Source organism: Pseudomonas sp. BIOMIG1BAC (assembly GCF_001705995.2).
Taxonomy (GTDB): Bacteria; Pseudomonadota; Gammaproteobacteria; order Pseudomonadales; family Pseudomonadaceae; genus Aquipseudomonas; species Aquipseudomonas sessilinigenes.
Map to the genome: position 1 here is coordinate 498554 of NZ_CP049045.1, position 13221 is coordinate 511774.

Genomic DNA, 13221 nt, shown 5'->3' on the forward strand with positions numbered 1-13221 from the left:
CTTTTCAGGCCGTCTCCTTGGCAGGGTGCGGCCTTTTTTTTGTTGTAGCCCTGTAGCCGCTGTCGAGCGCAGCGAGGCCCGCAGGGCACTTCAGGTGCGCGATGGAACGGACTGCCTGGCGACTGCTGCGCGCCTGCGGCAGCGATTGCACAAGGCGGAGCGGGGTGGGTTTCATATTCTTTATGAGTCTTAATAAATAGCTTCTTATTCCTTAACCAATATAAATCCCCTCCCTATACTCGTTCGGGAACAGACACGCAGCAGGAGAGTTCCCCATGCGCAACGAATCCATTCGCTACTTGATTGTGCCGGGCTGGCAAGGATCGCCAGAAGATCATTGGCAAAGCCACTGGCAGCGCAGCCTGCCCAACAGTGCGCGAGTGGAGCAGGCCGACTGGCTGACGCCGCGCCGGGAAGACTGGGTAGCGGCGCTGGCCGAAGCCATTGTCGCCGATGACACCCCGGTGATCCTGATCGCCCACAGCCTGGGTTGCGTCACCGTGGCCCATTGGGCGGCCCGGGCGCCGTTGGCCGCCTTGCGCCAGGTGCGTGGCGCACTGCTGGTGGCGCCGGCGGATGTGGAGCGTCCGGCCTGTGTGCCGGCGCTGCGCAATTTCGCTCCGATCCCCCGGGGCCTGCTGCCGTTCCCCAGCCAGGTGGTCAGCTCGGACAACGACAGCGCGGTCAGCGCGGCGCGAGCCCTGGAGCTGGCCCGGGACTGGGGCGCCGAAGCCGGGATCCTGGCCGGTGCCGGGCATATCAACGTCAAGTCCGGCCACCATCGCTGGGAACAGGGTTTCGCCTATCTCTACCGCCTGCAAAACCGCATGGAACAGCACGCCCTGCGTCGTGCCTGAGTTTTCTTTTTTCGTTTAAACGCCCCCGCCTCCAGGCGCCTTGGGGCGGGAGTCCGCCATGAGTTCGCATACCCCCTTCGGCCAGCCGCTGCTGACCTTTCCCGATGCCGAGAAAAGCCCCCTGAGCATCCGCGCCAAGGCGCTGGTGTTCGTCGATCCGCGTTCGCGCCAGCTGCGCGAGGAGCTGGAGCAACTGGCGCCGCGTTCGACCTCGGTACTGATCCGTGGCGAGACCGGCACCGGCAAGGAGCTGCTCGCCCGGCATATCCACCGCGCCAGCGATCGCAGTGGATTGTTCGTCTCGGTCAACTGCGGGGCCATCAGCCCGACTTACGCCGATGCCGAGCTGTTCGGTTATGCGGCGGGCAGCTTCAGCGGCTCGGCCAGCAGCCGGGCCGGCTGGTTCGGCTCGGCCAATGGCGGGACCCTGTACCTGGACGAGATCGGCGACCTGCCGCTGCCGATCCAGACCAAGCTGCTGGCGGCCCTGGAGAACCACGAGGTGACCCGGGTCGGCGCGCAGCAGCCAAGCCCGGTGGATGTGCGCCTGGTGGCGGCCACCAGCATCGACCTGGCCCAGGCGGTGGCGGCGGGCAAGTTCCACGAGCGCCTGTACCGCTACCTGAGCGAGGGCCAGCTGGAGCTACCGGCCCTGCGTGAGCGGGTGGGGGACATCGAGTCGTTGGCCGAATACTTCCTGGGGATCTACAGCCAGCGCCTGGACCTGCCGGTGCCGCTGATCAGTGAAGCCGCGCAGCAGGTCCTGGAGCGCCACAGCTGGCCGGGCAATACCCGCGAGCTGGAGAACGTCATTCACTTCGCCCTGCTGGTCAGCGATGGTGGGGAAATCCTTCCGGAACACCTCAACCTGCCATCCCAGGCCGCGCCCCTGGAGCAGGTGCGCTTGCTGGTACGCGGGATTCTCGAGTCCGGCACCGAGGCGGACCGCGCCGCCCTCAAGCAACTGCTGGCGGTGTAGGCACTGGAGCAGGCTGCGCCTGGGTGCGTAGCGCCTGTCTATCCCGGTGCTACGAGCTTTGGGAGGGGTTCGTTTCGCGAGGACTGCGTCCTCGTGCGCGGGCTCGCAGGCTCGGCAGCGGCCACACCACTTCACCGGGCGCCGCGGTAGGCGGGAGCTCTGGCCAGGGGCTTCCCGGCTGTATGAACAAAATGGAATATGAACTTGAATAAAAGATATTGTTCGGGAATAAAAAATCTCGGTATTGTCCGATCCACGCCAAAAGTGGCACTTCACCAGTATCCCGATCCACTCCCTGTTTGAAGCCGTCGTCGGTCCCCCGACACTTAAGGACATCGCATGAAAAAAGTTCTGTTGTTCACCGCACTGGCGGCAGCCCTGGGCGCCGGTATCGCCCAGGCCGGCGAGAAGCTGGTCGTCGCCGCGACCCCGGTGCCGCACGCCGAGATCCTCGAGCTGATCAAGCCGACCCTGGCCAAGGAAGGCGTGGACCTGGAAGTGAAGGTCTTCACCGACTACGTGCAGCCCAACGTGCAAGTGGACCAGAAGCGCCTGGACGCCAACTACTTCCAGACCCTGCCGTACCTGAAGAACTTCAACGAAGGCAAGGGCACCCACCTGGAGACCGTGATCGGCGTGCATGTCGAGCCTTTCGGCGGCTACTCGAAGAAGGTCAAGAGCCTGGCCGAGCTGAAGGACGGCGCCAGCATCGCCATCCCCAACGAAGGCAGCAACAGCGGTCGTGCGCTGATCCTGCTGCACAAGGCCGGCCTGATCGAACTCAAGGATCCGAAGAACGCCGTGTCCACTCCGAAGGACATTGCCAAGAACCCGCACAACTTCAAGTTCAGGGAACTGGAATCGGCCATGCTGCCACGGGTCCTGGACCAGGTTGACCTGGACATGATCAACACCAACTACGCCCTGGAAGCTGGCCTGAACCCGGCCAAGGATGCGCTGGTGATCGAAGGCGCCGACTCGCCCTACGTGAACTTCCTGGTGGCCCGTCCGGACAACAAGGACAGTCCGGCCATCCAGAAGCTGGCCAAGGCCCTGACCAGCCCTGAAGTGAAGGCTTTCATCGAGAAGAAATACAGCGGCGCAGTATTGCCGGCCTTCTGATGGGCTAGCTTGTCCATCGGACAACCCCCTTCAAGGTTCGAACGCCGACGGCTAGGCCAGCGTCGGCGTTTTTTATTGCCTGCAATCTTTGGCCAGCGTCAGCCTGCCGGCTGCATGGCCCGGCGCAAGGCCATGAGCCATTTGAGCAAGTCATGGGGATCGAGCGGTTGCGGAGTCTTTTCATCGGCCATGGTCATCGTCCTTGTGAAGCTGCGCGTCCTGGGAAATGCCTAGGCCCTCATGAACCCGGCAGGCAAGGCAAAAAAGGTAGTCGCTCGACGCCAGCCCGGCAAATCCGCGGGTTAGGTTTTTGGGTGATATCAATATGCCTTAACGGTATTTAAATTCTGCTTTTTATAGCTTTAGAGTCGCGCTCACCCCGGCGATTACCCATCGCCCCATGGACTGCATCACCGCCGCTGTATCCCAGCGGCGTCCAGGACGTTCAATGACCCTCGACTACGCTTTCATCCTCAGCACCCTGCCGGCGTTCCTCAAGGCCGTGGGGGTGACCCTGCAGGTTGGCCTGATCGCCATCGCTACCTCCCTGCTGGTGGCGCTGATCAACGCTACCTTCCTGGTGTTCCGCACGCCCTATGTGCACCGCCTGATCGGCCTGTACGTGGAGCTGGCGCGCAACACGCCGTTGCTGATCCAGCTGTTCTTCGTCTACTTCGCCCTGCCGGCCCTGGGGATCAAGGTCTCCGGCTTCACCGCGGCGATCATCACCATGACCTTCCTCGGCGGTGCCTATCTCACCGAGGTGCTGCGCGCCGGGGTCGAAGCGGTGCCGCTGGCCCAGCTGGAATCGGGGCGCTCCATCGGCCTGTCGCGCTGGCAACTGCTGCGCTACGTGATCCTGCCCCAGGCGGGCATCCTCAGCCTGCCGTCGCTGTTCGCCAACTTCATCTTCCTGCTCAAGGAGACCACCGTGGTCTCGGCGGTGGCGGTGCCGGAGATCCTCTACACCACCAAGAGCTACATCGCCCTGTACTACAAGACCTACGAGATGCTGGCGGTACTGACGCTGATCTGCGTGCTGCTGTTCCTGCCGCTGTCGCTGTTGCTCAGCTACCTGGAAAGGAGGCTGCAACATGGCCAGTTCGGGTCTTGAGCTGCTGCTGGTGTCCCTGCCGCAACTGGCCCGGGGCGCCGAGCAGACCTTGTCGATTTCCTTGCTGAGCATCGTCTTCAGCACCCTGGGCGGCGTGCTCTATGGCGTGCTGCGCAGCCTGCAGCGGCGAGTGCTGGATGTACCGCTGCGCATCTACCTGGAGCTGTTCCGGGCGATCCCGGTGCTGGTCTGGCTGTACCTGCTGTTCTTCGGTTTCCCGATTTTCTTCGGTATCAGCATTCCCAGCTTCACCTGTGCGGTGCTGGTGCTGTCGCTGTGGGGCGCCAGTGAGGTTGGCGAGGTGGTGCGCGGGGCGCTGCGTTCGCTGCCCCGGGGCCAGCGTGAGGCGGGGCTGTCCATCGGCCTGTCGACGTTGCAGTTGTATGGCCACGTGCTGCTGCCCCAGGCCCTCAAGCGCATGACGCCGCCGACCATCAACGTCTACACGCGGATCATCAAGACCAGCTCCCTGGCGGTGCTGATCGGCGTGGTGGACGTGATCAAGGTCGGCCAGCAGATCATCGAGCGTACCTACGAGTCGGTGCTGATCTACGGCGTCCTGTTCCTGTTTTTCTTTTTCATCTGCTACCCGCTGTCGGCCGCCTCCCGCGTGCTGGAGCGGCGCTGGACGCAAGCATGAGCGCATTGATCGAGTTCCAGGGTTTCAACAAGTTCTTCGGCTCGCAGCAGGTGCTGCGCGACATCGACCTGAGCGTGGCGTCGGGCGAGGTGATCGTCATCCTCGGCCCCAGCGGCTGCGGCAAGAGCACCCTGCTGCGCTGCCTCAACGGCCTGGAAAGCGCCCAGGGCGGTCACCTGCGCTTCGCCGGCCGCGAGCTGCTGGCCCCGGTCACCGACTGGCGCCAGGTACGCCAGCAGATCGGCATGGTGTTCCAGAGCTATCACCTGTTTCCCCACATGAACGTGCTGGACAACATCCTCCTCGGCCCGCTCAAGGTGCAGAAGCGCCAGCGCCGCGAGGCCCAGGCCCAGGCCGAGGCACTGCTGGAACGGGTCGGCCTGGCGGACAAGCGCCAGGCGTTTCCCCGGCAGCTGTCCGGCGGCCAGCAGCAACGCATCGCCATCGTCCGTTCGCTGTGCATGAACCCCCAGGTGATGCTGTTCGACGAGGTCACCGCGGCGCTGGACCCGGAGATGGTCAAGGAAGTGCTGCAGGTGATCCAGGGCCTGGCCCGGGACGGCATGACGCTGCTGATCGTCACCCATGAAATGGCCTTCGCCCGGGCCGTGGCCGACCGCATCGTGTTCATGGACGCTGGCCGCATCCTCGAGCAGAACACCCCCGAGGCTTTCTTCACGAACCCGCAGACCGTCCGCGCGCAGCAGTTCCTGGAGAAGTTCTCGTTCGTCGAAGCATTACCCAAGAAAGCCCCTAGAAAGGAACTGGAGCTCTTATGAAAACCGTCAAGTCTTCACTGCTGTTGCTACCGCTGTTCGGCCTGGCCCTGCTGGCCGGCTGCGATAAATCTTCCGAGGCCTCCAAGCCTGCGGCCAGTGCCGCCAGCGCTGCGCCGGCGGCCAGCTACCTGGACAAGATCAAGGCCCGGGACAAGCTGATCGTCGGCGTGTTCACCGACAAGCCGCCGTTCGGTTTCGTCGATGAGGCCGGGCGCTACGTGGGCTTCGATACCGACATCGGCCGGCAGTTCGCCAAGGACCTGCTGGGCGACGAGAACAAGGTGGAGTTCGTCGCCGTGGAGCCGGCCAGCCGCATTCCGTTCCTGCAAAGCGACAAGGTCGACCTGATCCTGGCCAACATGACCGTGACCCCCGAGCGCAAGGAAGCGGTGGAATTCACCAACCCCAACCTCAAGGTCGCGGTCCAGGCCCTGGTGCCCGAGGGCAGCCCGGTGAAGAGCCTGGATGACCTGGCGAGCCGCACCACCATCGTCACCACCGGCACCACCGCGGATATCTGGCTGACCCAGAACCACCCGGACTGGAAGCTGCTCAAGTTCGAGAAGAACACCGAGTCCCTGCAGGCCCTGGCCAATGGCCGTGGCGATGCCTACGCCCAGGACAACCTGATCCTGTTCAGCTGGTCCAAGCAGAACCCGGGTTACCGCGTGCTGCCACAGACCCTGGGCGAGCAGGCGCCGATCGCCCCGGCGGTGAAGAAGGGCAACACCGAGCTGCGTGACTGGGTCAACGCCGAGCTGGCCAAGCTGGGCGAGCAGAAGTACCTGCTCAAGCTGTACGACCAGTACGTGCGCAAGGAGCTGAGCGACGACACCAACCCCGACAGCGTGATTGTCGAAGGCGGCAAGTGGCAGGGGTGATACGCCCCGGGTGCTTGAGGCGCTCTTGAGTACGCCATCGCGGGCAAGCCTCGCTCCTACGCAGACCGCAGGAGAGAGGCTTGCCCGTGATGCTTTTGGGGCTGCTCAATCGGGCCAGTACCACGCGGGCTCGTCGAGCAGGCGCTGGCCGACGATGCCCGTCTGGCCCAGTTCCTTCTCCAGCACGATGCAGTTGCACTCCGGGTCTTCCTGCAGGGCCGCGATCAGGCGCCGGGCGTGGGACACCACCCACACCTGGCACTGCTCCGAGGCACGGATGATCAGGCGCGCCAGCGCCGGCAGCAGGTCGGGGTGCAGGCTGGTTTCCGGTTCGTTGAGCACCATCAGCGTTGGCGGTCTCGGGGTCAGCAGGGCCGCCACCAGCAGCAGGTAGCGCAGGGTGCCGTCCGACAGCTCCGCCGCTGACAGCGGGCGCAACAAGCCTTCCTGGCGGAAACGCACTTCGAACAAGCCTCCGGGTACAGCATCGATCTCCAGGCTGGAGCCCGGGAAAGCATCGCTGATGGTGTCGTGCAAGGCTTGTTGGTCGCCGACCTCGATGATGGTTTGCAAGGCCGCCGCCAGGTCCCGGCCGTCATGGTGCAGAACCGGGGTGCGGGTACCTAGTTGCGCTCGGCGCGCGGGGGCCTGGCTGTCGGTGCGTAAGTGATCGTAGAAGCGCCAGCCGCGGATCTGCTCGCGCAGGTGCAAGACTTCCGGCGATGAGCGCAGGTTGCCCACTTGGTCGAACAGACTGTCGCCGCTGGAGATGTGTTGCGTCAGTACTTCCCACTGTCGCCCGTCGCGAGCCCGTACCATCGGACCCTGGCGATCCACGAGCACGCTGGCCGACCGATATAGCGCACCGCCCCAGATACTTTCGCGCTTGATGCTGGGGTCGAGGGTGAAGCGCGATGGAATCGGCAGGCTGTGGCCGGGAAGCATGAAATGCCCGCTGGAGTCGGGTAGTCCGAGGCCGATGGCGTAGCCGAAATCTTCACTGGCAAAGCCCAGTTGCAGGCGCTTGACCGTCTTGCGTGGGCCGCCCTGGACTGCCACGTCGCCCCGGCTCATGCGTCGACTGATGGTTTCCGGCCCGGCCCAGAAGGTCGAGTCCAGACCGCCTTCGCCGGCCAGGGCGTTGACCACCCCGCCCTGGGCGGTTTCCGCCAGCAGGCGTAGTGCCTTGTACAGATTGGATTTGCCGCTGCCGTTGGCGCCGGTGATCAGGTTCAGTCGAGCGAGGGGAATCACCAGTTTGTTGATGGAGCGGTAATTGGCCACCGCCAGGGTCTTGAGCATGCCGGATCTCCTTTGCGTACCCGGCAGTGTGCCAATCCCCATGGCTCTTGTCGCGCCATCCCTGCGGCGGCGATACGAGGCGAACCTGTAGCCGCTGTCGAGCGCAGCGAGGCTGCGCCAAGGCCCGCAAGGCCTTCAAGTGCGCGATGTCCAGGCCCGGCAGTGCAAGGGTGGAACCCTGTTCTAAGCTCACAGTCGTAAACGTCACGGCGCATCGATCAAGCAAAAGGAGCCTGCATGGCTGGTCTCGATACGAAGTGGGTAGTGGGGCTTTGCCTGTTGGCCTTGCTCGCTGGTTGCGGGGCGGAGCAACCCACGGAAAAGAATCATCCGCGGGTACGGGTCCAGCAAGTGCAGAGCAGCGAGTTCGCGGCGTCGGTGACCCTCACCGGCGACGTGCAGGCACGGGTCCAGACCGACCTGTCGTTTCGCGTTGGCGGCAAGATCATCCAGCGCATGGTGGACGTCGGCGACCGGGTCGCGGCCCGCCAGGTGCTGGCCCGGCTCGACCCCAAGGACCTGCAGACCAACGTCGACTCGGCCAATGCCGCGGTGTTCGCCGAGCAGGCGCGGGTCAAGCAGACCAGCGCCGCGTTCGTCCGCCAGCAGAAACTCTTGCCCAAGGGCTACACCAGCCAGAGCGAATACGACTCGGCCCAGGCCGCCCTGCACAGCAGCCAGAGCGCCTTGAGCGCGGCCCAGGCCCAGTTGGCCAACGCCCGCGAGCAACTGGGCTACACCGCGCTGGTGGCCGAGGTCCCGGGGGTGATCACCGCCCGCCAGGCCGAGGTCGGCCAGGTGATGCAGGCGACGCAGCCGATCTTCAGCCTGGCCCAGGACGGCGAGCGCGATGCGGTATTCAACGTCTATGAGTCTTTGGTGATGCAGCCACCGGGCCAGGAAACCATCCACATCGCCCTGTTGGACAACCCCAAGGTGACCACCACCGGCAAGGTCCGCGAAGTGACCCCGGTGGTCTCGGCGCAGAGCGGCACGGTGCAGGTCAAGGTCAGGCTCGATTCGTTGCCGGCGGGCATGGAGTTGGGGTCGGTGGTCAGCGCCACCGCGCGCGCCAATGCCAAGGCCAGCGTGGTGCTGCCCTGGTCGGCCCTGGCCAAGGATTTGCGCGATCCGGCGGTATGGCTGGTGGGCGCTGACGGCAAGGCGCAGTTGCACAAGGTCAAGGTCGGGCGCTACCTGACCGGCAAGGTGATCATCAGCGAAGGCCTTGAAGGCGGCGAGCAGGTGGTGGTGGCCGGCGGGCAGTTGCTGTATCCGGGAGTACCAGTGGAGATCGCCGGCAAGACCACCGGCCAGGAGCAGCAGCCATGAAGCGCCTGGCCTTGTTGTGGTGCGCCGCTGTGCTACTGCCTGCTTGCTCCAAGCACGACGCGCCGCCGGAACCGGTGCGCCCGGTGCTGTGGATCCAGGTGACGGCGCAGTCCGAGGAAAGCCTGGGGCGCTTTGCCGGCAATATCCAGGCGCGCTACGAAACCAACCTGGGCTTCCGGGTGCCCGGGCGCATCGCCAAGCGCAATGTCGACGTCGGGGCCGAGGTGGCCCCCGGGGACTTGCTGGCGACCCTGGACCCCACCGACCAGCAGAACCAGTTGCGTGCGGCCCAGGGCGACCTGGCCCGGGTCCAGGCGCAGTGGATCAATGCCCAGGCCAACGCCCGGCGCCAGCAGGAACTGTTCGACCGTGGGGTCGGGGCCCAGGCCCAGCTGGACCTGGCCCAGACCGACATGAAGACCACCCGCGCCTCCCTGGCCCAGGCCAAGGCCTCGGTGCAGCAGGCCCGGGACCAGCTCGGCTACAGCGAGCTGCACACCGATCACGGCGGCGTGGTCACCGCCTGGAAGGCCGAGGCCGGGCAGGTGGTGAGCGCCGGCCAGCAAGTGGTGACCCTGGCCCGGCCGGAGGTCAAGGAAGCGGTGATCGACCTGCCGGCGAACCTGGTGGACCAGCTGCCGGCGGACGTGGTGTTCCAGGTCGCGGCGCAACTGGACCCGAGCATCGGCACCAGCGCCACGGTGCGCGAGATCGAACCCCAGGCCCAGAGCGCGACCCGCACCCGCCGGGCCCGCCTGACCCTCAAGGACACCCCCGAGGCATTCCGCCTGGGCACCGCCATCAGCGTGACCCTGAGCTCGGCCATCGCGCCGCGCACCGAGCTGCCGTTGAGTGCGTTGCAACAGGTGGATGGCAAGAGCCAGATCTGGGTCATCGACCCCAAGGCCCTGACCGTCTCGCCCCGTGAGGTGACGGTACTGAGCCGCGATGACGATTCGGTCCTGATCAGCCAGGGCGTGCAGCCCGGCGAGCGGATCGTCAGCGCTGGCGTCAACAGCCTCAAGCCGGGGCAGAAAGTCAAAATCGATGAGGACCATGCACAATGACGCCCGCCAGCAAAGGGAGCTTCAACCTGTCCGAGTGGGCGATCAGGCATCAATCCTTCGTCTGGTACCTGATGTTCGTGGCGCTGTTGATGGGCGTGTTCTCCTACATGAACCTGGGGCGCGAGGAAGACCCGTCCTTCACCATCAAGACCATGGTCATCCAGACCCGCTGGCCCGGCGCGACCCAGGAGGAAACCCTCAAGCAGGTCACCGACCGCATCGAGAAGAAGCTCGAGGAACTCGACTCCCTGGACTACGTGAAGAGCTATACCCGCCCCGGCGAGTCGACGGTGTTCGTCTACCTGCGCGACACCACCAGCGGCAAGGACATCCCCGACATCTGGTACCAGGTGCGCAAGAAGATCAACGACATCCGTGGCGATTTTCCCCAGGGTTTGCAGGGGCCCGGGTTCAACGATGAATTCGGCGATGTGTTCGGTTCCATCTACGCCTTCACCGCCGATGGCCTGAGCATGCGCCAGCTGCGCGACTACGTGGAGCAGGTGCGGGCGCAGATCCGCGAGGTGCCGAACCTGGGCAAGGTGGAGATGGTCGGCGAGCAGGACGAGGTGATCTACCTGAACTTCTCCACCCGCAAGCTGGCGGCCCTGGGGATCGACCAGCGCCAGGTGCTGCAAAGCCTGCAATCGCAGAATGCGGTGACCCCCTCCGGGGTGATCGAGGCCGGGCCGGAGCGCATCTCGGTGCGCACCTCGGGGCAGTTCGCCTCGGAAAAGGACCTGGCCTCGGTCAACCTGCGGCTCAACGACCGCTTCTATCGCCTGGCGGATATCGCCGAGGTCAGCCGTGGTTATGTCGACCCGGCGACGCCGATGTTCCGCTTCAACGGCCAGCCGGCCATTGGCCTGGCCATCGCCATGAAGAAGGGCGGCAATATCCAGGACTTCGGCAAGGCCCTGCATGCACGCATGGACCAACTGACCGCCGACCTGCCGGTGGGCGTCGGCGTGCACAAGGTCTCCGACCAGGCCGAGGTGGTGGAAGAGGCGGTGAGCGGCTTTACCAGCGCACTGTTCGAGGCGGTGGTGATCGTCCTGGTGGTGAGCTTCATCAGCCTGGGGTTTCGTGCCGGGTTGGTGGTGGCCTGCTCGATCCCGCTGGTGCTGGCCATGGTCTTCCTGTTCATGGAGTACAGCGGCATCACCATGCAGCGAGTGTCCCTGGGGGCCTTGATCATCGCCCTGGGCCTGCTGGTGGATGACGCGATGATCACCGTGGAGATGATGGTCACGCGCCTGGAGAAGGGCGAGAGCAAGGAGCAGGCGGCGACGTTCGCCTACACCTCCACGGCCTTCCCGATGCTCACCGGGACCCTGGTGACCGTGGCCGGGTTCGTGCCCATAGGCCTGAACGCCAGCTCCGCCGGGGAATACACCTTCACCCTGTTCGCGGTGATCGCGGTGGCGATGCTGGTGTCGTGGGTCGTCGCGGTGCTGTTCGCCCCGGTGGTCGGCGTGCATATCCTGAGCACCGACGTCAAACCCCACTCCGAGGAGCCAGGCCGCATCGGCCGGGCTTTCAACAATGGCCTCTTGTGGGCCATGCGCAACCGCTGGTGGGCCATCGGCATCACCGTGCTGTTGTTCGTCGCCTCGGTGTTCGGCATGGGCCTGGTGCAGAACCAGTTCTTCCCGTCCTCGGACCGGCCGGAGATCCTGGTGGACCTGAACCTGCCGCAGAACGCCTCGATCAACGAGACCCGCAAGGCGGTGGATCGCCTGGAGGCGACCCTCAAGGACGATCCGGACATCGAGCGCTGGAGCACCTACATCGGCGAAGGCGCGATCCGTTTCTACCTGCCGCTGGACCAGCAATTGCAAAACCCCTACTACGCCCAGCTGGTGATCGTCAGCAAGGGCCTGGAGCAGCGCGGGGCCTTGATCGAGCGTCTGCAAAAGCGCCTGCGCCAGGACTTCGTCGGCATCGGCAGCTATGTCCAGGCCCTGGAGATGGGGCCGCCGGTGGGCCGGCCGATCCAGTACCGGGTCAGCGGCAAGGACATCGACCAGGTGCGCAAGCACGCCATCGCCCTGGCGGCCGAGCTGGACAAGAATTCCCACGTCGGCGAGATCATCTACGACTGGAACGAGCCGGGCAAAGTGCTGCGCATCGACATCGCCCAGGACAAGGCGCGGCAACTGGGCCTGTCTTCGGAAGACGTGGCGCAGCTGATGAATAGCATCGTCAGCGGTTCCACCGTGACCCAGGTGCATGACGACATCTACCTGATCAAGGTGGTCGGCCGCGCCGACGACAGCGAGCGCGGTTCGCCGGATACCTTGCAGAACCTGCAGATCGTCACCCCCAGCGGCACCTCGATCCCGGTGCTGGCTTTTGCCAGCGTGCGCTATGAACTGGAGCAGCCCCTGGTGTGGCGTCGCGATCGCAAGCCGACCATCACCATCAAGGCGGCGGTGCGCGATGGGATCCAGCCCACCGACCTGGTCAAGCAGCTCAAGCCGACCATCGACAGGTTCGCCTCTAGCCTGCCGACCGGTTACACGGTGGCCACTGGCGGCACCGTGGAGGAGAGCGGCAAGGCCCAGGGGCCGATCGCCAAGGTGGTGCCGCTGATGCTGTTCCTGATGGCGACCTTCCTGATGATCCAGCTGCATAGCGTGCAGAAGATGTTCCTGGTGGCCAGTGTCGCGCCCCTGGGGCTGATCGGCGTGGTCCTGGCCCTGGTGCCGACGGGGACGCCCATGGGCTTCGTGGCGATCCTCGGGATCCTGGCGCTGATCGGCATCATCATCCGCAACTCGGTGATCCTGGTGACCCAGATCGATGAGTACGAGCAGGCCGGCTACGACCCCTGGGATGCGGTACTGGAAGCCACCCACCACCGGCGGCGGCCGATCCTGCTGACCGCCGCGGCGGCCAGCCTGGGGATGATCCCCATCGCCCGGGAAGTGTTCTGGGGGCCGATGGCCTACGCCATGATCGGCGGCATCATCGTCGCCACCTTGCTCACCCTGCTGTTCCTGCCGGCGCTGTACGTGGCCTGGTACAAGATTCGCGAACCGCAGAAAGAAGCCGGTTGAGGCAGGGCCCTGCGCGTGTTGCGCACAGGGCTTTTCCCGGATGCCGGCGGACGGGCTGCGCTTGGCTTTACACTCTGGACATTCAT

At 65.0% G+C, this 13221-nt stretch carries 11 protein-coding genes; 10 read left to right on the top strand and 1 reads right to left on the bottom strand.

Translation table 11 applies throughout. The features are described 5' to 3' along the window. Positions 1–275 precede the first annotated feature (275 nt). The 7 genes from ATY02_RS02260 (at position 276) to ATY02_RS02290 (ending at position 6372) form a co-directional block, all read left to right on the top strand. The gene (locus ATY02_RS02260; protein ID WP_068580109.1) at positions 276–857 is read left to right on the top strand and encodes an alpha/beta hydrolase; all 582 of its coding nucleotides are present in this window, start codon (positions 276–278) and stop codon (positions 855–857) included. Positions 858–915: 58 nt separating this feature from the next. After that, complete coding sequence (locus ATY02_RS02265; protein ID WP_068580111.1) at positions 916–1836, top strand: sigma 54-interacting transcriptional regulator; 921 nt, start codon at positions 916–918, stop codon at positions 1834–1836. Between the two features lie 339 nt (positions 1837–2175). Continuing rightward, entirely contained in the window at positions 2176–2958 is a 783-nt protein-coding gene (locus ATY02_RS02270; RefSeq protein ID WP_053132753.1) for a MetQ/NlpA family ABC transporter substrate-binding protein, read from the top strand. 448 nt (positions 2959–3406) lie between these two features. Continuing rightward, the gene (locus tag ATY02_RS02275; protein WP_068580113.1) at positions 3407–4072 is read left to right on the top strand and encodes an amino acid ABC transporter permease; all 666 of its coding nucleotides are present in this window, start codon (positions 3407–3409) and stop codon (positions 4070–4072) included. Beyond that, positions 4053–4712 carry an amino acid ABC transporter permease gene (locus ATY02_RS02280; protein WP_058438797.1) on the top strand — a complete coding sequence of 220 codons (660 nt, stop codon included), beginning with the start codon at positions 4053–4055 and terminating at the stop codon, positions 4710–4712. The genes ATY02_RS02275 and ATY02_RS02280 overlap by 20 nt, the downstream gene beginning before the upstream one ends. Continuing rightward, positions 4709–5491, top strand: coding sequence for an amino acid ABC transporter ATP-binding protein (locus ATY02_RS02285; RefSeq protein ID WP_068580115.1), 783 nt, complete (start codon positions 4709–4711; stop codon positions 5489–5491). Before ATY02_RS02280 ends, ATY02_RS02285 begins: the two co-directional genes overlap by 4 nt. Next, the gene (locus ATY02_RS02290; RefSeq protein WP_068580119.1) at positions 5488–6372 is read left to right on the top strand and encodes a transporter substrate-binding domain-containing protein; all 885 of its coding nucleotides are present in this window, start codon (positions 5488–5490) and stop codon (positions 6370–6372) included. Before ATY02_RS02285 ends, ATY02_RS02290 begins: the two co-directional genes overlap by 4 nt. Before the next feature lie 105 nt (positions 6373–6477). Here the strand turns inward: ATY02_RS02290 and ATY02_RS02295 are convergent, their stop codons facing one another. Continuing rightward, positions 6478–7674 carry an AAA family ATPase gene (locus tag ATY02_RS02295; protein ID WP_068580121.1) on the bottom strand — a complete coding sequence of 399 codons (1197 nt, stop codon included), beginning with the start codon at positions 7672–7674 and terminating at the stop codon, positions 6478–6480. Between the two features lie 237 nt (positions 7675–7911). On the opposite strand from ATY02_RS02295, the gene ATY02_RS02300 reads away from it, so the two are divergent. From ATY02_RS02300 to ATY02_RS02310, 3 genes are read left to right on the top strand one after another with little or no spacing between them, the layout of a single operon-like run. Next, positions 7912–9006, top strand: a complete 1095-nt coding sequence (locus ATY02_RS02300; protein WP_022644166.1) for an efflux RND transporter periplasmic adaptor subunit — start codon at positions 7912–7914, stop codon at positions 9004–9006. Then, positions 9003–10073 (top strand): efflux RND transporter periplasmic adaptor subunit, encoded by a 1071-nt coding sequence (locus ATY02_RS02305; protein WP_068580123.1) that lies wholly within the window; start codon positions 9003–9005, stop codon positions 10071–10073. The genes ATY02_RS02300 and ATY02_RS02305 overlap by 4 nt, the downstream gene beginning before the upstream one ends. Next, positions 10070–13135 (top strand): efflux RND transporter permease subunit, encoded by a 3066-nt coding sequence (locus tag ATY02_RS02310; protein WP_068580125.1) that lies wholly within the window; start codon positions 10070–10072, stop codon positions 13133–13135. The genes ATY02_RS02305 and ATY02_RS02310 overlap by 4 nt, the downstream gene beginning before the upstream one ends. Positions 13136–13221 lie beyond the last annotated feature (86 nt).